This is a genomic window from Streptomyces sp. NPDC127097 (assembly GCF_042724075.1).
Lineage (GTDB): Bacteria > Actinomycetota > Actinomycetes > Streptomycetales > Streptomycetaceae > Streptomyces.
In genome coordinates, this window is record NZ_JBHXFI010000029.1 from 33,308 (window position 1) to 55,010 (window position 21,703).

Sequence of the window (21,703 nt, forward strand, 5' to 3'; positions counted from 1 at the left end):
AACAGGAGGCGATCCCGCGTTCTCGCCGGGCATTCATTCAATTCTTTCGAGAGGAAATCCATGGTCGAGCACGCTGACGGAGAGTTCGTCCGGGAGATGATGCGGTGGCACTTCAGTCCGGAGACCGGGTCACCGTTCTGGCTGAAGCGCGCCAAGGACCTCGACTTCGATCCGCTGACCGATGTCCGGGACTTCGACGACCTAGGCTTATTTCCCAATGTGGTGGACGAGCTGCGCGATGTCGGCGTCCGTGACCTGATTCCCCGTGGCTACGGTGACGAGCACGGGGCGGCCGTCTACGAAAGCGGCGGCACCACAGGGCAGCCCAAGCGAGTGATGTACGCCGCGGAGTGGCATCGGCGCAGCGTCGAATGGTTCAGTGAGCGACTGGATGCGCACGGCGTACCTCGAAATGTCGACTGGCTCAGTGCGGTTCCCACCGGACCGCACAATGTCGGAGCAATGGCGGTCGACACCGCGATGGCTCGGGGTGGGCTGAACTTCAGCATCGATCTGGACCCGCGATGGGTGAAGAAGATGCTCGCGCAGGGCCGGACGGACATGGCCGAGGCATACACCGACCACCTCATCGAACAGGTCGGCTACATCCTGGCCGGCCAGGATGTGGGCGTCCTCTTCGCCACCCCGCCGATGCTGGAGCGCCTCGCGCAGCACGACGAGCTGGTCGAGTTGGTGAACCGGAAGGTCCGCGCCATCATCTGGGGCGGCACACATCTGGACGCGGACACCCGAGATCTGCTGCGCGACGAGGTATTCGGAAGCGCCAAGTTCGTCGGCGGGTACGGCGGCACGATGATGCTGGGGACATCGGTGGAGCGACCCGGCCTCGGTGACGACGAGCCGTGCGTGTTCGACTCCTTCGCTCCGTACACCACGTTCCGGGTGACCGACCCCGCCACCGGCCGGGTCGTTCCGTACGGCGAGCGCGGGCAGATAGTGCTGCATCACATGAGCCGAAGTGCCTTGCTGGTCAACAACATCGAGCGGGACTACGCAACCCGGATCGCACCGGTGGCCGGCGGCTTCGGTGATGCGGTCGCGGACGTCGCACCCGTGGCGTCCTTCGGTGACACGACGGTGATCGAGGGCGTGTACTGATGTGGTCCCTGGACGTTCTCGGCCCCGGCGGCTCCTATCGGCCCCGGCGCCAGGAGACCATTCGAGATCTTGCCGGAAAACCCGTCGCGACACTGAGTCTCGCACCCTCGCTCTACATCACCCGCGCGATGCAGGCCCTGCGCCGAGCGCCGGCGCTACCCGTCGACACCCGGATCGCGGCGTTCGCACGCGCGGGCCGGGCTTTCGCCACGCAGTCGATCGCGGGACTGACGCCGGAGGAATATCAGCAAACGGTCAGCGCGGTCACCGGGATACCGATCACGGTGGTGCGCGATGCCAGCGACGACATCGCGCGGGCCGCCGAGCGGATCCACCACACCGTGGAGAACGCGCGGCCGGCCGCCGCGGTCGGCTCGTGGCGCGATCCGCGGGCTCGGGGCGGTGCGGCGTTGTGGACCCGGCGCGGTGAGGTGTTCGCCGTCCATGCGGCGGGCAATCACCCTGCGGTGCACCAGGGTTGGTTCGATGCCCTCGCGCTCGGCTATCGCGTTGCCGTGCGTCCCTCCCGTCGTGAGCCGTTCACCCCGCATCGGCTGGTCACTGCCCTGCGCGAGGCCGGTTTCGGCGACGAGGGAATCGCGTTGCTGCCCACCGACCACCACGTGGCCGGCGACATCCTCCGGCACGCCGATCTCGGCATGGTGTACGGCGGTGCGGATGTCGTGGGCAAATACGCGGGTGATCCGCGCATTCTGCCGCAGGGCCCCGGGCGCTCCAAGATACTCATCACCGCCGAAACCGAGTGGGAGCCGATCGTCGACACCCTCGTGGAGTCGATCAGCAGTGGTGGGGGCGTCGGTTGCGTCAACGCCACCGGTGTACTGGTCGAGGGCGACCCTTCCCCCGTGGCCGCGGCGATCGCCGAACGCCTCGCCGCGCTGCCCAGCCTGCCCGCGACGGACGAACGCGCCGTCCTGCCCGTGATGCCCGTCGGTCCCGCCCGCCGGTGGGACGCGTATCTGCGGCAGCGGGCGGCGGGCACCAAGGCGTGGCTCGGCGGTGACGGAATCGTCGACGATCTCGGCGATGGTTCCGCGGTGCTCCGGCCGGCGGTGCACCAGCTCGACAGCCCGTTCGCCGAACAGCTCGGGATGGAATTGGGTTTCCCCTGTGCGTGGATCGCACCGTGGGACCGCGACGCCGGGATCCGGCCGCTGCGCGACACCCTCGTGCTCACCGCCGTCACCACCGACGCGGACCTGATCGACGCATTGATGGCCGAGCCGACCATCGCCAACGTCTATGTCGGTGACCATCCGACACCGTGGATGGAGCACGGACTGCCGCACGACGGCTATCTCGCTGAATTCCTCATGCGCACCAAGACCATTCGATGCTGACCGAGGAGGGCGCTGCGCCGGGCAGCGCCCTCCTCGGCTGCCGAGGTCAGTGGTGGTCCGCCAGGTGCGATGTGTCGTTCAGCAATCGCACCGACGCATTCCCCTTTCCGTCATAGGCCACGGCCGACAGCGAGGCCGCCGACAGCTCCATCCGGAACAGCGACTCGGGCGGCGCGCCCAGCGCCAGCCGAATCAGCGTCCGCAACACCCCGACATGCGAAACGACCAGCACCGTCTGCCCCTCGTACCGCGCCAGGAGGCGGTCCCGCGCGAGCGCGGCCCGGCGCGCAACCGCGGTGAAGGTCTCCCCGGTTCCGCCCGGCACCGCCTCCGGAGAGGCGAGCCACGCTGCCATCTCGTCCGGGTAGCGCTCGCGCACCTCGGCGAACGTCAGTCCCTCCCAGACACCGAAATCCGCCTCGGTGAGCCCTTCGTCGACTCGGACTTCCAGGCCCAGCCGTCGTGCCGCCGTCTCGGCCGTCTGCTGGGCCCGGCGCAGCGGTGAGGACACCACCGCCTGCACCGCGCCGCGTGCCACGAGCCTCCTCCCGGCGGCCTCGGCCTGCCGCCGCCCGGCCTCCGACAACGCCGGGTCGGAGCCGCCGCTGCCGGACAACCGCTTCTCCGGTGTCAATGCCGTCTCACCGTGGCGTAGCAGCAGAAGGGTCGTGGCGGTGTCCTGGCCGGCGAGCGCGAAATCAACGCCGGCCGTTCCACGATTGGTTCCGGAGCCGATGCGAATCGGGTCTCCCCTTTCGGTCATAGCCCCCGTGCGCCGGCGGCATGGTGGCGAAGTGTGCGCAGTTCAGCGCAGCGCGGCGATGACCGGCGCGAAGTTCTCCATGTTGTATTCCATGACCGTGAAGTAGGTGAAGCCGTAGCGTTCGCGGCGTTCCTTGAGTTGCTGCGCCATCTCCGCCGGGGTTCCGACCAACACAGAAGGCAGCTCTTCTGGGCTGTCCGTGGAGTCGGGCAGCAGCGGCTCGAACCTGTCGGGTAGCGAGGCGCGTTCGGCGGGCGGAATCACCTGCTGCACCAGGATATTCAGCTCCACGGCGTCGGCGCGGTCACCGAGCAGGCCGCGCACGTAGGCGACCCGTTCTTCCGTCTGCGCGATTCCGGCCAGATGAAGTACCTCACCGGTGGCGCTGGCCCAGCCGCCGGTGAAGGCGATGATGTCGGCGTGCGTGGCGGCCAGCCGCAGCAGCCGGTCGCCCCAGCCCCCAATCAGCAGGGGTGGCCCGGAGGGCTGGGCCGGACGCGGCTGATATTCCGTGTCCTCAAACAGAGAACGCAACGTGGTGACCGCCCGTTCCAGCTGCTCGATCCGCCTTCCACCGCTGGGGAACGGTAGCCCCGCGGTGTCGTACTCGGCCTTCACGTAGCCTGCGCCGAGCCCGAGTTCCATACGCCCGTCGACGAATTGGTCGGTGCTCGCCACGTCACGCGCGAGAAGGACGGGGTTGTAGAACGGTGTGTTCAACACGAACGTACTCAGCCGTACCCGTTCGGTCATTTCGGCTGCGAGCACCATTGCTGGAAACGGAGCGGAGAATTCCAGGTGATCGGCCACTCCGACCACATCGAAACCGAGTTCCTCGGCTCTCCGGCACTTCGCGCTCCACTCGCGTCGCGAACCGGGAACGAACATGTTGACACCGAAGCGGAACGGGCGCTGTAAATGCATTACGCCTGTATACCATACGGTAATTTTTCCCTTACGACACCGTCGAGCCGTGCATCAACCGCTTCAAGCAATGGCGCGCATTGTCACCCATTACGAGAAGACCGCGGCCATCACAAACCATCTTCAACTGGACGCAGCGGCGGGCACCGCACCGACTCCGGCTTCGCCGCCCTCGGCATGAATCTCTCGAAGCCTGTGCACAACTTGGTTCGAGTGCCCGGGCTGTGGTCGCATGGTGGCGATGCCTTCCAACGAACCTTCCGCAGACACCGAGCCGTTGGTACCGGCGAGCCGTATTGCCCAGGACGGCCCGGCCTCGGACAACCAGTGCCCGGACAAGCCGTCGCCCCAGGGCGGTGAAGGGCCGGACGCCTCGTCGACCCAGGGCCACACCGCCGGCGCCGACTCCGGTACCGGCACCGGCAGTGCCGCCGCCGCTACCGCTAGCGCTACCGCCGCCGACGCAGGCACCGGCAACACGAGCACCGGCGATGAGACGGAGCACCCGCGGGCCGCTCGCAAGCCGCGGCGGATCGTGCGGAGGACCGCCAAGGTGGTCGTCGCGCTGGCCATCGTTCTTGCGTTTCTCGCGCTCGGGGACCGGTGGGCCGTGCTCTACGCGGAGAACCTGGCGGCGCAGCAGGTGCAGAAGGCGCTGAAGCTGCACGCCGAGCCCGAGGTGCACATCGACAGCTTCCCGTTCATCGGGCAGGTGCTCGCGGGCAACATCGACCACGTCGAGGTCAACGTCCCCGATGTCGACGCCGGGCCGGTCTCCGTCGCCGAGGGGGAGGGGGCGGTGGACGGCATCCGGATCGTCGGCAGCCTGCCGTCCTCGGTCAAGGGCGCGGTGCTGAGCCGGGTACGCGGCGACATCCTGCTGGACTTCAAGGACCTGAACCGCGAAGTCGGCGCGTCGCAGATCCACTTGAGGCCCGGCCCCGGGAAGAACACGGTGCTGGCCGGCGGCGACCTGCCGGTGGGCGACAAGCAGGCCGAGGTCCGGGGCCGTGCGCAGTTGCAGCGCACCGGGGACCGCGGCCTGCGCATGACCGTGCAGGACACGCGCGTAGTGGTGCCCGGCCTGCTCACGTACACACCGGGCAAGGGCGGTGGCTTGCAGCTGACTGCACCCGTCGCCGAAAAGATGGACGAGGGCGCGTTGCAACAGGCGGCCGGGAAGCACGTCGTTCCGCAGCAGATGATGAAGGGCGGCGTGCTGGACACGCTGGTGGACCATCCGTCGCTGCTCAAGCCCACCGGCATCGATCCCTCGCTCATCCAGGGCCTACAGAAGCTCCGGGAGCCGAAGGTCGCGCAGCAGATGGAGTTCTCCGCGCAGCTGCCGGACAACCTGCCGGGCGACATTTGCCTGCGCGACATATCCGTGACGAAGAACGGCATTCGGGCGCACCTGACCGGCAAGGACGTACCGGTGGGCTAGCGAGCTCGTGCCTGGTGGTTGGCAGTAAGGCAACGAGCTTTCCTGATCGTCGATCATGGTCGTGTGGTGGGGAACGCGTCTCGGGCAGCGATCGGCAGCGATCGGCAGCGACGACCGGAGGATCACGGCCTGTGGATGGATTGATACGTCGCTGTCCCACCAACATCCGCCACGATCGCCGGACAGACCGCGCATGCTGCGGCACCCCGCTGTGAGAACCAGCGGCAGTCACTGCGGATACCGCAGGCCGGGAGCGATCGGTCCTCGTTCGCCGACCCGGGCGCCGGCCGGAGGCGGGCTTGCTCGGCCTCGTTCGGTTCGTCCAGAAGATGGTCGATGACGTCGCAGGCGCTGCCTGTCCACTGAGGGCAGCCGCCCTCGGCACACGGCCCGGTGAACCGGTAGCGGCTCTCCGGTCTGCCGGATGCTTCCAGCTGGTCGGCGAACTTCTGATCGACGGACACCGGCAGCGGGAGATAGGCCAGTCGCCCGGCATCAGTCATCACACCGAGCAGAGAGACACCAGGCGTACACGAGGCACTCGGACAGGCTCTCAGCGAGCCGGCGCAAGGCTCCGCCCCGTCCGCCCCACCGTGACTCATCGGTCGATCCCAGCCTCCGAGAAGGCGAACTCCTGGAGCTCCTCGACCACGCCGGCGATCGGTCTGCCGTACCAGCGGAGCTTCGGGTTCAGCCGCACCCCCACGGCGTCGTGCGGCGCGAGGTGGCCCAGCGCCAAGGCGCCGGCCTGGGCGATCGCCCGGCTGACCTGTTCCTGCTGCTCCTCAGTGAGGTCCACGCCGGTGACGACGAACTTGAACTCGTTCTTCTTGTTGTTCTTCATGACACTCCTTCAAGTCAGAGGGGGAGATCAGAGGGTGAGAGTGGCCTGGGGATCGGCTACCGCTTGAGGATGTCCAGCGGCTTGCGTGGATCCTTTGGGTCCGACGGGGCGGGCGGACCGGCGCCGACGCAGTACGTGAGCAACACCGGCGGTGCGATCGGCGCACCACCGAGCTCTCCAGGCTCCGGGTCCCGATGATGTTCATGGCTGCTCCCGTCGTCAGACCGCTCGCCAGTGTTTCTGTCGCGCTCGAACCGGAGCGCTTCCGGACCGGGGCACGCGGCGACGATCACCCGGCTGGCGCACTCATTACCACTCGGAGAACGCGGCACGGTCGAGTCGCCATGTCGAGGGGTTTGCTGTGTTTCGTCGCGTCTCGCGTCTCGTGACTCGTCTCTCGCGTATGGCCGTCGCCGTTGCGCTCCCATGCGCCACTTCAGTGACTTGAGTGTGGAACCTTCTCGCAGAGCGAGTCCTCCTACATGAGGCGCAGGTGTGTACATGTACGGCATGTCTGCATGCGCGCTCACGCACACCTGCGTCCTGAACATGACGACGTCAACCTGTGCCGTCCAGGCGGCACTTGGGATACGAAAGGTCTGCTGGATGAAGATTCGCCGCACCCTGACGGCCGCCGCAGCGGCCGCCGTGATAGCGCCCGCCGCCGTACTGGCCGCGCCCGCCGTCGCGTTCGCAACGGAGCCGGTGTCCAAGGCCGGTCCTCGCACGACTGCCTCTTCCGATTCCCCCGATGCCGCAAAACCGGCGGCCCGGCCGGCGGATTCCGCAACGAGCGGCGGCGGAACGGGCAAGCCGGACGAGCCGCGGCACCCGGGCTTAGCCGATGCCGGTGGCCCGGCATCCCAGGACCACGGCGGGGCCGCCCGTCACGCCTCAGGGAAGCCGCCGAAAGCCACCGGGACCGCCGAAGGGACCACTGAGGGGACCACCGGCGCTGGTAGTGCCACCGGTGGAGGCAAGGACGCCGGTGATTCCGATGGTGAGGGTCAGTCCTGCGCGTTCGAGTCCGACCAGTTGCAGGTGGCCGTCCACGGGCTGCCGCGTCAGCTGACTGCGGGCGGCGCCTGGACCCCCTTCTCCATGAAGCTCAGCAACACCACCGGCAAGCCCCTGGGGCAGGTCCTGCCCTTCCTGCGTGTGTCCTCCGCCGAAGATGTCGACCGGCCGTACTGGGAGCTGGAGACCGAGTACCGCGACGCCAAGACGGGGCGATGGAAGACCTTCCATGACGCGGAGCCCGAGGACCTGTTCGGCTTCTTTGACGTCGGTCCGCGCGGCAGCATCACGCTCCAACTGCGCACCCGCGTGGTCAAGGACGCCAAACCCGGCGCCGGGTACGCGCTCGCCGCCGGCGACTACCGCAACCGCGACGGGTCCTGTGGTTCGGCCAAGGAAGCCTGGTACGACTTCACCATCCTCCCCGCGGGCGCGAAGCCGACGCAGTCCCCGACCGCCAAGCCGGATGAACCGGGCAAGCCGGGTGGCACGGCCGAGCCGGGCCAGGGCGCCGCGTCCGGCGGCGGTACGGGTGGTTCCGATTCCTCCGGTGGCCTCAGCCCGCAGGGCGGCGCCCAGCTCGCCGCGACCGGCTCCTCGTCGGCGCTCCCGGCGATCGCTCTCGTCGGCGGTGCCGCGATGGTGGCCGGCGCGGGTGTGGTCATCGGCGTACGCCGCCGGAAGGGCCTGGCCGGTCCGGGCGCCACGGACGTCACCGCGTAGGCCCCACCACTTCTCTAAGAACCTGACAACCCAGGATCCACGGCCTTGGCACTCAATGACGCTGGAAACAAAGGCTCCAAGGGTCCGAAGAACCAGGAAAGAGATCTTCATGAAACTGCGCCGCGCCCTGTCGGCCTCGGCCGTGACGGCCGTCCTGCTCCCCGTGGCGGTGGCCGCCGCGCCCGCTTCCCAGGCGGCCCCTGCTCCGGACACCCCGACGTGTTACGACGTCAGCAACGGGCAGTACCACGACAACACCTTCGTGGGCCGCTCGTTCGGCATACCCAAGTCGATCACTCTCGGCACCCACTGGACGGCCTACACCGCCACGCTCACCAACGCCTCGGCGAAGGAGCTGAAGTCGTTCGAACTCAGCGCCAAGCTGGGCAGTTATGTCTACAACGAGGGCGAGCGCGACCTGAGCCAGTACGGCGATCTTCAGTACTGGGACACCTCGCAGCGCGCCTGGAAGACGCTGCGCCAGGCCAATGGAAACGCCGGCGGCACCATCCCCGGCCCGAAGACGCTGAAGCCCCGCGAGTCCGTCCACATGCAGCTGCGGTTCAGGGTGAGCAAAGACCTGCCCATGAACCAGACGTACGACGCGTTCACCGGCCTCACCGGCACCTTCGTCGACCGCTGGCACGACACGGACTGCACGGCCGACGGCGAGGCCAGCGGCAGTTTCTCCCCCCGCGAGGGCTGAAACCTGCGGGAGGCTGCCGCCGTCGCGACCTGACGGCGGCAGCCCCCCCAGGGCCCGTCTTCGCACGGATCTTGCCCAGCGATTCTGATGTCACGTCCGGACCTCGGCGGCATCCCCCAGGTTCGCCCCGACTCGGTTTTGTCGTCCCACAGGTCGGGCAGGCTTTGACAACCATGTCCGAGATCTGTCTAACTTACGCCGCAGATCGGTCATGAGTGTCAGCGACAAGCCCTGGCTTGCTGACCGGCAACCCTCGCGCCGCGGTGGGGTGCCCCAGGTGAGGACCGGACCGGAAGCCTTTCGGTAAGCGCGAGGCCCCCATGGGGCTGGAACAGTGACGGTGACGGAATGTACGCAGCCTTCGTGACAGCCGCATGGCGGCGTTGCGGCTGCCTGCTGCTGTGCGCGAACCGGTCCGTCGATCTGCTCCGCGTCAACAGCGCACTGTGTACCGGCACTTGCGCCTGCCGCGCCTTCTTCCGAGGCTGACGGCTTTCTGAATCCCTGATGCCACCGCAGTCGCGGTGTGCGTCTTCCTGCCCAGCCCCCGTTCCGCGTGTCCCGTGCGCATCGTCACGCAGAGTCCTGACGGCTCTGTGGTGCCGTTGACGTATCCGTGGTCCGGGGTGTCCGAATTCGCTGGAGCCCTCCATGAGTGAATCCCCCGGCGCTGTGGTATCCCTCGCCTCAGCGCCACCTGCCGACGACGCCCCCGAACCCTCCGCCGAGCCTCGTGCCGCACCTCTTGCCGAGGCCGAACGGCCGGGCGACGACACCGCACCGCGGCCACTGGCGGCACAGCGGGTGCTGCCGCTGCGCAGGCCGGGCCGGTGGATCGCCACGGCGATCGTGCTGGTGCTGGTCGCCCAGATCGCCCACGGGCTGGTGACCAACCCCTTCTATCAGTGGGACCGGTTCCAGTACTGGTTCCTGCGCCCGACGATCCTTGACGGTCTGTTCATCACCCTTGAAGTGACGGCATACAGCGCCGTGCTCGGTCTGCTCGGCGGCATCCTGATCGCCCTGGGCAGGCTCTCCCGGAGCCCGGTGCTGCGGGCGGTCAGCTGGACCTACACCTGGCTGTTCCGTTCGGTTCCGCTGATCGTGGTGCTGCTGTTCCTCTACAACTTCAGCGCGCTGTACAAGACGCTGAGCCTCGGGGTGCCGTTCGGTCCCGCCTTCTTCACCTTCGACGAGTCCCGGCTCGCCACCGACCTCGTCGTCGCGGTCGTCGGACTCAGCCTGAACGAGGCGGCGTACGCGTCCGAGGTGGTGCGGAGCGGCATCCTCGCGGTCGACCAGGGGCAGCACGAGGCGGCATTGGCACTCGGTCTGCCGAAGAGCTATCAGTTCACGAAGATCGTCTTCCCGCAGGCCCTGCGGTCCATCACCCCGAACTACGTCAATCTGCTGATCAATCTGATCAAGAGCACCTCGCTCGTCTTCTATGTGTCGCTGCTCGATCTGTTCGGCTCCGCGCAGAGCATGGGCAGCACCTACCCGGGTGACATCGTCCCGCTGTTGCTGGTCGCCACCGTCTGGTACCTGATCCTCACGAGTGCGGTCTCCGTCGTGCAGTTCTACGTCGAGCGGTACTTCTCCCGGGGCGCGACGCGCACCCTTCCGCCGACGCCGTTGCAGAAGGTGCGGACGGGTCTGCGTGATCTGCGGGCCCGAGCCCGGAGGGAGGCGGCGATATGACCATCGAGACCGCTGAGAGCACCGATTTGACTGAGTTCCCTGACACCACCGACACCACCGATATGACGGACACCACGGACACGACGGACGCGACGGGCGCCACTGACACCACCGAGATGCGGCCTGCTGCGGTCGAGGTTCACGGTGTGCACAAGTGGTACGGCGCTCACCGGGTGCTGGACGGCGTCGAGTTGATCGTGCGGCCGGGCGAGGTCACCGTGATTCTCGGGCCGTCCGGGTCCGGCAAGTCCACCCTGCTGCGGGTGATCAACCACCTGGAGAAGCCCGAGGTCGGGTACGTCAGCGTGAACGGTGAGCTGATCGGCGTACGCCGGCACGGCGGGCGCAGCGCGGCGGGGGCCGCGCCGGCCGCGGGCCGGGCGAGGCTCAAGGAGTTGAGCGAACGGGTCATCCTGGGCCAGCGCAGCCGGATCGGCTTCGTGTTCCAGAACTTCAACCTCTTCCCGCACCTGACCGCGCTGGACAACGTGGCCGCCGCTCCCGTGGCCACCGGGAAGCTGACCAAGCCCGAGGCGCAGGAGCTGGCCCGCGAACTGCTCGGTCGGGTGGGCCTGGCCGAGAAGGCCGGCGCCTATCCGCGCCAGCTGTCCGGCGGCCAGCAGCAGAGGGTGGCCATCGCCCGCGCCCTCGCCCTGCGGCCGGGGGTCATCCTCTTCGACGAACCCACCTCCGCGCTCGATCCCGAACTGGTCGGCGAGGTGCTGGCCGTCATCAAGGACCTGGCCACCAGCGGCACCACGCTCATCATCGTCACCCACGAGATCGGCTTCGCGCGTGAGGTCGCCGACCGGATCGTCTTCCTCGACGAGGGCCGGATCGTCGAACAGGGCCCGCCCAGCGTGGTGCTGGATCACCCGGAACACGAGCGGACCAGGGACTTCCTGAGCAAGGTGCTCTGACCCCGCCGTTCGGCCCACTGCCCGCCGCCCGCCCGGGCTCGCGTACCCCCACACCACCGAAGAACCGCCCCCACACACCGCCGAAGAACAACCCCCAACACGCACCGAAGAACCCCCCACCCGTCACCCGAAGAACAAGCAACACGCCACCACAACCGCTCACCCAATCAAGGACAGCCATGCGCACCCTCAGCCTCCGCAGCAGACTCCTCCGCGGCCTCACCGCGGGCACCACCGTCGCCGCCCTCGCCACCGGCCTCGCCGCCTGCGGGGGTAACAGCGACGCGGCCGGCACGTCCGACGGCAAGCCGTCCGGGACGGTCACCGTGGGGGCCCTTTCCAACGGTGCCGCCAAGGAGACCGAGCTCAAGGTCTCCGAGGTCAAGTCCATCAGCGGCAAGCTGCCCAAGCCGATCGCCAAGAAGGGCAAGCTGGTCATCGGCGTCGGCGCCCTGCCCACCGGCTCCGTGCCGCTGAACTTCGTCGGCGACGACCAGAAGACGCTCACCGGAGCCGAGCCCGACTTCGGCCGGCTGGTGGCCGCGGTCCTCGGCCTCAAGCCCGAGCTGAAGAACGTCACCTGGGAGAACCTGTTCGTCGGCATCGACAGCGGCAAGGTCGATGCGGCCTTCTCCAACGTCACCGACACCGAGGAGCGCAAGAAGAAGTACGAGTTCGCCACCTACCGGCAGGACAACCTGGGGTTCGAGGTGCCCAAGAAGAGCACCTGGGCCTTCGGCGGCGACTACAAGAACCTGGCCGGCAAGACGGTCTCGGTGAGCCGGGGCACCAACCAGGAGAAGGTTCTGCTGGAGTGGAAGGCGAAGCTGAAGAAGGAGGGCAAGGACCTCACCGTCAAGTACTACCCGGACAACAACAGCGTCTACCTGGCGCTGAACAGCGGGAAGATTGACGCCCACTTCGGTCCCAACCCCAGCATCGCCTATCACACCACCCACACGGCGAATACCCCCAACGCGACCCGTAACGCCGGCAAGTTCTCCGGCGCCGGAGCGAAGCTCCAGGGACTGATCGCCGCGACCTCCAAGAAGGACAGCGGGCTGGCCGAGCCGGTCTCCGAGGCGATCAACTACCTGATCAAGCACGGCCAGTACGCCAAGTGGCTGGCCGCCTGGAACCTCTCCAACGAGGCCGTCAAGACCTCCCAGGTCAACCCGCCCGGCCTGCCGCTCGACAACTCCTGATCAACGCTCGCACGGGCGTCTGCCGCCCGGGACTCCGGCGTCACGTCGAGACCCGGGCGCACCGGCCCGCCCCGTCCGCCACGGACGACACCGATGCCATGGATGTCACGGATGACACCGATGCCACAGATGACACGGAGCCTTCTCACCGCTATGTCCACCAGCGTCTCTCCTTCCCCCGCGCAGCGTCCGGCCGAACCGCACGTCCTGGACAACGCCGTCTGGGCCGCGCTGACCGGCCCGCACGCCCGGATCGCCGAGCGCGTCGGCCGCGCCGCCCGCTACCGCCCGGACATGTGCCCCTTCAGCGCCCTCGCCGACCCGGCCGACCCGGCGGCCTGGGACGACCTGACCGCGCTGGCCGGCCCGGACAGCGTCACCGTCGTCACGGGAGCGCGGACCGTCCCCGACGGGTGGGAGATCGTGGAGAAAGGGCAGGGCGTCCAACTGGTCGACACCGGGCTGCGCGCCGAACCCGCACCCGAGGCGGTACGGCTCGGGCTCGACGACGTCCCCGAGATCCTGGACCTGATCGCCCTGACCAAGCCGGGCCCCTTCCTGCCCCGCACCGTCGAACTCGGCACCTACCTCGGCTTCCGGCGCCACGGGCGGCTCATCGCCATGGCCGGGGAACGCGTGCATCCGCCGGGCTGGACGGAGATCAGCGCCGTCTGCACCCACCCGGCACACCGTGGGCAGGGCCTGGCCACGCGACTGGTCCGGGCGGTGGCGGCCGGGATCAGGGACCGCGGGGAGACCCCCTTCCTCCACACCCACGCGAGCAACACCACCGCCATCCGCCTCTACGAGTCGATCGGCTTCACCCTGCGCCGCCACACCAGCTTCCTGCTGGTGCGCACCCCGGGCCGCCATCCGGCACCGACGCCTTGAACGGGCGGCCGCCCTCCCCGGCAGCGCCCTGCCAGACCACGCCATCCGACCACGCCATGTCCGACCACGCCCAGACGCCGAGGGGAACCGACATGATCACCTCCGAGAACCGCCCCGCCCGATCCTCCGCGGCCGTTGCCGCCGGCGACATACTCCGCAGCACCCTGCGGCGCCACGCAGCCGGAGTCACGGTGATCACCGTCCCGGGCCCGGCCGGCTTCACGGCCACCTCCTTCACCTCCGTATCGCTGCGGCCGGCCCTCGTGTCCTTCTGCCTGGGCCTCGGCGCATCGACCGCGCCGGCCGTACGGGAGGCGGACCGGTTCGCCGTCCACCTCCTCGGCACCCAGAACGCCGAAGTGGCCCGGCAGTTCGCGCGCAGCGGCACCGACCGTTTCCAGGGCGTCGCCTGGACCGCGCACGAGGACGGCTTGCCCCTGCTCGACGACGTACCCGCCTGGCTCACCGCACGGGTGACGCTGCGTCAGCCTGTCGGCGACCACTTGCTGGTCGTCGGCGAGGTCGAATCCGGCGCGGTGCATCAGGAAGCGACGGCACTGGTGCATCACGACGGGGCGTTCGCCGCGGCCCGCCCCCTGCTCCCACAACCGATCCGTCGCGCTTCATGACGATCACGACATCACGGCGATCACGCACGATCACGACGAGATGAGCCCGCTCCCGGTACGTACGACCCCTCAGGAAGGCGCCCCACCGTGTCCTCACCCTCCTCCTCTTCGCTGCCCTCTTCAGCCGTTACCTCCACTCCGCTGCACCTGGCCGTCGCGCTCGACGGCGCGGGCTGGCACCCGGCCGCCTGGCGCGAGCCGGCGGCCCGCCCCCGGGACCTGTTCACCGCCGGCTACTGGGCCGACCTCGTCGCCGAGGCCGAACGCGGCCTGCTCGACTTCGTGACGATCGAGGACTCGCTCGGAGTCCAGTCCTCGCACTTCCTGGAACCGGACGGGCGCACGGACCAGGTGCGCGGACGGCTGGACGCCGTCCTCATCGCCGCCCGTGTCGCCCCGCTGACCAGGCACATAGGGCTCGTGCCGACCGTGGTGGCCACCCACACCGAGCCGTTCCACACCTCCAAGGCGATCGCCACGCTCGACTACGTGAGCACCGGTCGTGCGGGCTTGCGCGTACAGGTGACGGCGCGCCCGAACGAGGCCGCGCACTTCGGACGCCGCACGTTCCCCCGGCTCGACCCCGGGGACCTGGACAGCCCGGCCGTACGGGAACTGACGACCGGCCTCCTCGACGAGGCCGCCGACTATGTGGAAGTGGTGCGCCGGCTGTGGGACAGCTGGGAGGACGACGCGGAGATCCGGGACGTCGCCACCGGCCGCTTCCTCGACCGCGACAAGCTGCACTACATCGACTTCGCGGGCAAGCACTTCAGCGTCAAGGGCCCCTCGATCACGCCCCGGCCGCCGCAGGGCCAGCCCTTGGTGAGCGCGCTCGCGCACGAGAACGCGACCGGCGCCCCGTTCCGATTGGTCGCCCGCTCCGCCGACGTCGGGTACGTCACGCCGCACGACACCGAGCAGGCGCGCGCCGTCGTCGCCGCGGTGCGGGCCGAGCAGGACGCGGCAGGGCGTGCCGGCGAGCCGCTGCACCTCTTCGGCGAGCTGGTGGTCTTCCTGGACGACGACCCCGCCGTAGCGGAAGCCCGCCGGGAGCGTCTCGACGCCCTCGCGGGATACGCGTACACCAGCGACGCCCGGATCTTCACCGGCACGCCCGCCCAACTCGCCGAATGTCTGCTGGAGTTGCGGGCGGCCGGGCTGTCCGGCTTCCGGCTGCGCCCCGGCGTCCTCGGACACGACCTCCCCGCGATCACCCGGGGCCTGGTCCCCGAACTCCAGCGCCGCCGCGCGTTCCGCAGCTCCTACGAGGCCGACACCCTGCGCGGGCTGCTCGGGCTCGCCCGCCCCGCCAACCGCTACGCCGCCCCTGCCACCGCCTGAGCCGGAGGGAACCCTTTCATGAGCACATCGTCAACGGACAAGCCGCTCAAGCAGATCCACCTCGCGGCACACTTCCCGGGCGTCAACAACACCACCGTGTGGAGCGACCCCGAGGCAGGCAGCCACATCGAGTTCAGCTCCTTCGCGCACCTGGCGCGGACCGCCGAACGGGCCAAGTTCGACTTCCTGTTCCTCGCCGAGGGGCTCAGGCTGCGCGAGCAGGGCGGGAAGATCTACGACCTCGACGTCGTGGGCCGGCCCGACACCTTCACCGTCCTCAGCGCCCTCGCCGCCGTCACCGAACACCTCGGCCTGACCGGCACCATCAACTCCACCTTCAACGAGCCCTACGAGGTGGCCCGCCAGTTCGCCGGCCTCGACCACCTGTCGGGTGGGCGCGCCGCCTGGAACGTGGTCACCTCCTGGGACGCCTTCACCGGCGAGAACTTCCGCCGCGGTGGCTTCCTGCCGCAGGAGGAGCGCTACTCCCGGGCCAAGGAGTTCCTGACCACGGCCCATGAACTGTTCGACTCCTGGCGCGGCGACGAGATCATCGCCGACCAGGCGACCGGCACCTTCCTGCGCGACGCCCAGGCCGGAGCCTTCGTCCATCAGGGCCGGCAGTTCGACATCAGCGGACGGTTCAACGTCCCGCGCAGCCCCCAGGGACGCCCGGTGATCTTCCAGGCCGGCGCCTCCGAGGAGGGACGCGAGTTCGCGGCCTCCAGTGCCGACGCGATCTTCAGCCGGTACAGCAAGCTTGAGGAGGGGCAGGCGTTCTACCAGGACGTCAAGGGCCGCCTCGCCCGCTACGGGCGCAGGCGCGACCAGCTGCTGATCCTGCCGGCCGCGACCTTCGTCCTCGGCGACACGGACGCCGAGGCGCGGGAAATCGCCCACGAGGTACGGCGCCGGCAGGTGAGCGGGGCCACCGCGATCAAGTACCTGGAGCACGTCTGGAACCGGGACCTGTCCGCGTACGACCCGGACGGCCCGCCGCCCGACGTCGACCCGGTCCCCGGCGAGAACACCATCGCCCTCGGCCGGGCCAGCGTACGGCAGTTCCGTGACCCGCTCGCCGTCGCCAAGGAGTGGCGCGAGCGCGCCGAGGCGAAGCACCTCTCCATCCGCGAGCTGGTCATCGAGACCACCACCCGCCAGTCGTTCATCGGCTCCCCGGCCACCGTCGCCGAGACCATCAACGAGTTCGTCCAGGCGGACGCCTCCGACGGCTTCATTCTCGTCCCGCACCTCACCCCCGGCGGCCTCGACGCCTTCGCCGACACCGTGGTACCGCTGCTTCAGGAGCGCGGAGTGTTCCGTACGGAGTACGAGGGCACCACCCTGCGCGACCACCTCGGCCTGGACCACCCGGATGCCCAGGCGCGGGCCCGGCGGGTGGCCTCATGAGCGCGCCCCTCGCGGTCCTCGACCTGGTCCCGATCTCGTCCGGCTCCACGGCGACCGAGGCGCTCCGCAACTCCATCGACCTGGCCCGGCAGGCTGAGCGCTTCGGCTACGCCCGCTACTGGTTCGCCGAACACCACCTCAATCCGGGCGTGGCGGGCACCTCGCCCGCCGTCGTCCTCGCCCTGACGGCCTCCGCGACGTCGACCATCCGGCTCGGCTCCGGCGCCGTACAGCTCGGGCACCGCACCGCGCTGTCCACGGTCGAGGAGTTCGGCCTGATCGACGCGCTGCATCCCGGGCGGCTCGACCTGGGGCTCGGACGCTCCGGCGGCCGCCCGGCCGGACCGCCTGCCACCCCGCCGCCGACCACGACCCCTGTCGTCGACGGCCGCGCCCCCAACGGGCTGCGGATCCCGGAGCGCTTCTCCTTCGCGCACCTGCTGGGCTCGCCCAGGGTCGCGCTCCAACGCAGACTGCTCCAGCTGCCGGGCGCCGAGTCGCAGGACTACGGCGAGCAGATCGACGACATCCTCGCGCTGCTGGCCGGCACGTACCGGTCCGCGGACGGCATCGAGGCACACGCCGTCCCGGGGGAGGGCGCCGACGTACAGGTGTGGATCCTGGGCAGCAGTGGGGGGCAGAGCGCCGAGGCCGCCGGCCGCAACGGTCTGCGGTTCGCGGCGAACTACCATGTCAGCCCGGCCACCGTGCTGGAGGCGGCGGACGGCTACCGAGCCGCGTTCGAGCCCTCCGACGTGCTCGACAAGCCGTACGTGAGCGTCTCGGCCGATGTCGTGGTTGCCGAGGACGACAAGACCGCGCGCGAACTCGCCACCGGCTACGGCCCGTGGGTCCGCAGCATCCGCACCGCCGAGGGCGCGATCGAGTACCCCACGCCCCAGCAGGCCCGCGCCCAGGTGTGGACCGACGCGGACCGGGCACTGGTCGCCGACCGTGTCGAGACCCGGTTCGTCGGCTCACCGGGCCGGGTGGCCGACCAACTGGAGCAGCTCCAGGAGGCCACCGGCGCCAACGAACTGCTCATCACCACCATCACGCACGGCCATGCCGACCGGGTGCGCTCCTACGAACTGCTGGCCGAGGAGTGGCGGCGCAGATGAGGCGGGGGCCGCGCGCGGCGGTGGGGGCACCCGCCGCCGCGCGCGGAACCGCGGCGGCGATTGTGAACGAAATGCTGCGCGCGCATGGCGGGAGAACCAGAGAGTGAGACAACGGCTATGGCCGCATTGACGTGGCTGAATTTCGCTGCCAGCCTCCTGAGTGTGAACCTTTCGGAGCACTTCACCGCACGCCTGCACGTCGATCTGCGACGCCAGGCCAGTGCCATCTGTGCCATCTGTGCCGCTGGCCGCTAAGGCGGCCTGCCGGCGTCAGCCCCTGAGCGACGCCTGATTCCGGCGCACTTCCGGACCGGGATTTCCCCGTCGCCGGGTGATTCTCTCGCCTGGTGATTCTCGCCGCGTACCCACCTGGAATCCGCCGGGATCGGTACCCGAGCCGGCCGGTTTCGCCGCACCATTCGCTTTTCCCTTTTTGGGCTTCGTACCTCGGGCGTTCCTTTACGCCCCCGCCCGCCGGAAACGGAACCGCGGCTCTTGCCGGCCGCTCGGCCTCCCCACCTCGATCGAGCCGGTCCGTCACAGACGCCGTACGCGTACCCGCCGCTGCTCAACCCACCCACCCACTCGAACAGGACCCTTCCATGAGTTCCCTGAGCAAGCTGACCACCCCATCGAACCGACGACAGTTCCTCACCCTCCTGGGCCTCTCGACGGTCGCGGTCAGCTGCGGCACCGGGGGCGGCGGCTCGGCCAAGGAGCAGACCAAGACCCTGCGATACCAGGGCTGGGCCGGGACCGTCATCCTGCCCGAACTGGCCCAGGACCTCGGCTTCCTGGAGGACGTGAAGCTGAAGTGGGTCGGCAACACGATCAGCGGGCCGCAGGACATCCAGTCGGCGGCCACCGGGCAGGTCGACTTCGGCGGCGCGTTCAACGGAGCCGTCGTCAAACTCGCCGCGAGAAAGGCTCCCATCACGGCGGTCATCAGCTACTACGGCGTGGACAAGGCCGCCTACAACGGCTTCTACGTCCTCAAGGACAGCCCGGTCCACTCGGCCCGCGACCTGATCGGCAAGAAGGTCGGGATGAACACCCTCGGCGCGCACTCCGAGGCGATGCTCGACATCTACCTGCAACGCCACGGCCTGTCGCAGGCGGACATCAAGAAGGTCGAGCCGTTGGTGGTGCCCCCGGTCAACACCGAGCAGTCGCTGCGGCAGAAGCAGATCCAGGTGGGCGTCCTGGGCGACATCCTGCGTGACAGGGCCCTGGAGACCGGCGGCATCAGGCCGCTGTTCACCGACTACCAGCTGCTCGGCAACTTTTCCGCCGGCACGTATGTGGTGAACGACCGCTTCCTGAAGCAGAACCCCGACACCGCGCGCGTTTTCGTCACGGGCGTCGCGCGCGCCATCGAGTGGGCCCGCACCACCCCGCGCGAGGAGGTCATCGCCCGCCAGATCGAGATCGTCAAGAAGCGTGGCCGCAACGAGGACACCGCTCCGCTGAAGTACTGGAAGTCCTTCGGCGTCGCCGAGACCGCCGGACGCATCACCGACAAGGACCTCCAGCTGTGGATCGACTGGCTCGCCCAACGCGGTGACATCGAGAAGGGCCAGGTCAAGGCGAAGGATCTCTACACCAACGAGTTCAACGCGTACAGCCCGAAGGACAGCCGGAAGGACAAGCCGTCCGGGTCCAAGCCGACCTCCAAGAGCGGGAGCTGATCCTGTGTCAGGAATCTCCACACCCAAGATCGAGTTCGAGCAGGTGCGTAAGACCTTTCCCGCCAAGAAGGGGCGAGCCCAGCGCCGCGGCCCGGCGCACGGGGACGGGGGCGGCGACGGCGAGTTCACCGCTCTCGACGGTGTCGACCTGCGGATCGAGGCGGGGGAGTTCGTCGTCGTGGTCGGCCCCAGTGGATGCGGCAAGTCCACGCTGCTGGACCTGCTGGGCGGGCTCGCCCGGCCGACCGGCGGACGGATCCTGCTGGACGGGGAACCGGTGACCGGGCCCGGCCTGGACCGCGGCATCGTCTTCCAGCAGTACGCCCTGTTGCCCTGGCGCACCGCCCTGGGCAACGTCGAATTCGGCCTGGAGGCGACCGGCGTGCCGCGGCGTGAGCGCGCCGCGCGGGCCCGCGAGTACCTGGACCTGGTCGGGCTCTCCGGATTCGAGAACCGTCATCCGCACGAGCTTTCCGGCGGCATGCGCCAGCGCGTGGCGATCGCCCGCTCCCTCGCCTATGACCCCGACGTCCTGCTGATGGACGAGCCGTTCGCCGCACTGGACGCCCAGACCAGGGAGTCACTCCAGGACGAACTGCTGCGCATCTGGCAGCGCACCGGAAAAACCGTCGTCTTCATCACCCACGGCATCGAGGAGGCGGTCTACCTGGGGCAGCGGGTAGCTGTCATGACCTCCAGGCCCGGTCGCATCAAGCAGGTCGTGCCGATCGGCTTCGACTCCCGCACGGAGACGGACGACCTCCGGTCCAGCCCCGAGTTCGCACGGTACCGGCACGAGATATGGACGCTCCTGCACGACGAGGTGACCAGGACCCAACTGCTGGAGAAGGAGGAGGTCTCCGTATGAGCCTCGCAAGCGGTTCGAGCACTCGACGCCAGATCACGGAGGAACGCGACAGCCCGGAGGAACTCAACAACCCGGAGGAGCTCCCCACCGCGGAGGAACTCTCCGCCGCGGCCACCCGCACGCCGTCGGCACCCAGCGAGAAGTCCGCGTCCACCGATAAGCCCGCGTCCAGCGCGAAGCCCGCGTCCACCGAGAAGCGCGGCCTGCCCCTCGTGGCGGGCAGGCCGCGGCTTCACCGTCCTTCCGTGCTTCCCCGCATCCTGCGCGCGGTACTGACCGGCGCGACCAAGTCGGCGGCGATCGTCGCCCTGCTGCTCGCGTGGGAGCTGGCGCCGCGCTTCGGCCTGGTGGACCGGACCTTCCTGCCGCCGTTCAGCGAGGTCGCCGATGCCTGGTGGGGACTCGTGGCCAACGGCCAGCTCGCCGACAACGCACAGGCGAGCCTGGTGCGTTCGTTCAGCGGATTCGGCATAGCCGTCGCCGTGTCCGTACCGCTGGGCCTGCTCATCGGCTGGTACCGGCCCGTCGCCGATCTCCTCAACCCGTTGCTCCAGGTCTTCCTCAACACCGCCGCCCTGGCTCTGCTGCCGGTATTCGTGCTGCTCCTCGGCATCGGCGAGACGTCGAAGATCTCCATCGTGGTGTACGCGTGCGCCTGGCCGATCCTGTTCAACACCATCAGCGCGGTACGCACCGTCGACCCCACCCTGCTGAGGCTGGCGAAGTCCATGGACCTGTCCGCCCCGCGGCTGTTCCAGAAGGTGATCCTGCCCGCCTCGGTGCCGACGATCTTCACCGGAATCCGGCTGGCCGGGGCGGTGTCCATCGTCGTCCTGGTCGCCGCCGAGATGATCGGCGCGAAGGCCGGTCTCGGCTATCTCATCAACGCGTCCCAGTACAACTTCGCCATTCCGCAGATGTATGCGGGCATCGTCACGATCTCCGTCATCGGCGTGGCCTTCAACCAGCTGCTGGTGGCCGTGGAGAAGCGGCTCAGCTCGTGGCGCGTCCCCGCGACGAGCTGA

At 69.0% G+C, this 21,703-nt stretch carries 19 protein-coding genes, 1 pseudogene and 1 riboswitch; of the genes and pseudogenes, 17 read left to right on the forward strand and 3 right to left on the reverse strand.

Features of this window, described 5'->3' with window-relative positions; all coding sequences use genetic code 11:
• Positions 1 to 60 precede the first annotated feature (60 nt).
• Complete coding sequence (locus ACFWJW_RS22065) at positions 61 to 1,119, forward strand: AMP-binding protein (RefSeq protein WP_387243904.1); 1,059 nt, start codon at positions 61 to 63, stop codon at positions 1,117 to 1,119.
• The gene (locus ACFWJW_RS22070; protein ID WP_387243907.1) at positions 1,119 to 2,480 is read left to right on the forward strand and encodes an aldehyde dehydrogenase family protein; all 1,362 of its coding nucleotides are present in this window, start codon (positions 1,119 to 1,121) and stop codon (positions 2,478 to 2,480) included. Before ACFWJW_RS22065 ends, ACFWJW_RS22070 begins: the two co-directional genes overlap by 1 nt.
• Before the next feature lie 46 nt (positions 2,481 to 2,526).
• On the opposite strand, the pseudogene ACFWJW_RS22075 reads toward ACFWJW_RS22070, so the two are convergent.
• Positions 2,527 to 3,156 (reverse strand): annotated as a pseudogene (locus ACFWJW_RS22075) (histidine phosphatase family protein); the annotation flags it as partial.
• 129 nt (positions 3,157 to 3,285) lie between these two features.
• Positions 3,286 to 4,167 carry an LLM class F420-dependent oxidoreductase gene (locus tag ACFWJW_RS22080; RefSeq protein WP_387243910.1) on the reverse strand — a complete coding sequence of 294 codons (882 nt, stop codon included), beginning with the start codon at positions 4,165 to 4,167 and terminating at the stop codon, positions 3,286 to 3,288.
• A 241-nt stretch (positions 4,168 to 4,408) separates the two neighbouring features.
• Between ACFWJW_RS22080 and ACFWJW_RS22085 the strand changes: the two genes are divergently transcribed.
• A complete protein-coding gene (locus ACFWJW_RS22085; protein WP_387243913.1) occupies positions 4,409 to 5,611 on the forward strand; it encodes a DUF2993 domain-containing protein in 1,203 nt (400 codons plus the stop codon).
• 598 nt (positions 5,612 to 6,209) lie between these two features.
• Here the strand turns inward: ACFWJW_RS22085 and ACFWJW_RS22090 are convergent.
• Positions 6,210 to 6,455 (reverse strand): hypothetical protein, encoded by a 246-nt coding sequence (locus ACFWJW_RS22090; RefSeq protein ID WP_387243916.1) that lies wholly within the window; start codon positions 6,453 to 6,455, stop codon positions 6,210 to 6,212.
• A 1,101-nt stretch (positions 6,456 to 7,556) separates the two neighbouring features.
• Here ACFWJW_RS22090 and ACFWJW_RS22095 point away from each other — a divergent pair.
• The 14 genes from ACFWJW_RS22095 to ACFWJW_RS22160 all read left to right on the forward strand — a co-directional run bounded on the left by ACFWJW_RS22095 (position 7,557) and on the right by ACFWJW_RS22160 (position 21,703).
• Positions 7,557 to 8,195: an LPXTG cell wall anchor domain-containing protein gene (locus ACFWJW_RS22095; protein ID WP_387243919.1), complete on the forward strand. Its 639-nt coding sequence runs from the start codon at positions 7,557 to 7,559 to the stop codon at positions 8,193 to 8,195.
• A gap of 109 nt (positions 8,196 to 8,304) precedes the next feature.
• Positions 8,305 to 8,901 (forward strand): hypothetical protein, encoded by a 597-nt coding sequence (locus tag ACFWJW_RS22100; protein WP_387243922.1) that lies wholly within the window; start codon positions 8,305 to 8,307, stop codon positions 8,899 to 8,901.
• Between the two features lie 207 nt (positions 8,902 to 9,108).
• A riboswitch (SAM riboswitch) is annotated at positions 9,109 to 9,217 on the forward strand.
• 335 nt (positions 9,218 to 9,552) lie between these two features.
• Positions 9,553 to 10,602, forward strand: a complete 1,050-nt coding sequence (locus tag ACFWJW_RS22105; protein ID WP_387243925.1) for an amino acid ABC transporter permease — start codon at positions 9,553 to 9,555, stop codon at positions 10,600 to 10,602.
• 116 nt (positions 10,603 to 10,718) lie between these two features.
• A complete protein-coding gene (locus ACFWJW_RS22110; RefSeq protein WP_387244056.1) occupies positions 10,719 to 11,522 on the forward strand; it encodes an amino acid ABC transporter ATP-binding protein in 804 nt (267 codons plus the stop codon).
• Positions 11,523 to 11,701: 179 nt separating this feature from the next.
• Entirely contained in the window at positions 11,702 to 12,727 is a 1,026-nt protein-coding gene (locus ACFWJW_RS22115; RefSeq protein ID WP_387243928.1) for an ABC transporter substrate-binding protein, read from the forward strand.
• 153 nt (positions 12,728 to 12,880) lie between these two features.
• Positions 12,881 to 13,618 carry a GNAT family N-acetyltransferase gene (locus ACFWJW_RS22120; protein WP_387243930.1) on the forward strand — a complete coding sequence of 246 codons (738 nt, stop codon included), beginning with the start codon at positions 12,881 to 12,883 and terminating at the stop codon, positions 13,616 to 13,618.
• 92 nt (positions 13,619 to 13,710) lie between these two features.
• Complete coding sequence (locus ACFWJW_RS22125; protein ID WP_387243933.1) at positions 13,711 to 14,247, forward strand: flavin reductase family protein; 537 nt, start codon at positions 13,711 to 13,713, stop codon at positions 14,245 to 14,247.
• A gap of 87 nt (positions 14,248 to 14,334) precedes the next feature.
• Positions 14,335 to 15,591 (forward strand): LLM class flavin-dependent oxidoreductase, encoded by a 1,257-nt coding sequence (locus tag ACFWJW_RS22130; RefSeq protein ID WP_387243936.1) that lies wholly within the window; start codon positions 14,335 to 14,337, stop codon positions 15,589 to 15,591.
• An 18-nt stretch (positions 15,592 to 15,609) separates the two neighbouring features.
• Positions 15,610 to 17,001 (forward strand): NtaA/DmoA family FMN-dependent monooxygenase, encoded by a 1,392-nt coding sequence (locus tag ACFWJW_RS22135; RefSeq protein ID WP_387243939.1) that lies wholly within the window; start codon positions 15,610 to 15,612, stop codon positions 16,999 to 17,001.
• Complete coding sequence (locus ACFWJW_RS22140) at positions 16,998 to 18,122, forward strand: LLM class flavin-dependent oxidoreductase (RefSeq protein WP_387243942.1); 1,125 nt, start codon at positions 16,998 to 17,000, stop codon at positions 18,120 to 18,122. The genes ACFWJW_RS22135 and ACFWJW_RS22140 overlap by 4 nt, the downstream gene beginning before the upstream one ends.
• A 117-nt stretch (positions 18,123 to 18,239) precedes the next feature.
• Positions 18,240 to 18,377 carry a putative leader peptide gene (locus ACFWJW_RS22145; RefSeq protein WP_387243945.1) on the forward strand — a complete coding sequence of 46 codons (138 nt, stop codon included), beginning with the start codon at positions 18,240 to 18,242 and terminating at the stop codon, positions 18,375 to 18,377.
• Positions 18,378 to 18,724: 347 nt separating this feature from the next.
• A complete protein-coding gene (locus ACFWJW_RS22150) occupies positions 18,725 to 19,810 on the forward strand; it encodes an ABC transporter substrate-binding protein (RefSeq protein WP_387243948.1) in 1,086 nt (361 codons plus the stop codon).
• Positions 19,811 to 19,814: 4 nt separating this feature from the next.
• On the forward strand, positions 19,815 to 20,678 hold the full coding sequence (locus ACFWJW_RS22155) for an ABC transporter ATP-binding protein (protein ID WP_387243951.1): 864 nt from the start codon (positions 19,815 to 19,817) through the stop codon (positions 20,676 to 20,678).
• On the forward strand, positions 20,675 to 21,703 hold the full coding sequence (locus ACFWJW_RS22160; protein ID WP_387243954.1) for an ABC transporter permease: 1,029 nt from the start codon (positions 20,675 to 20,677) through the stop codon (positions 21,701 to 21,703). Before ACFWJW_RS22155 ends, ACFWJW_RS22160 begins: the two co-directional genes overlap by 4 nt.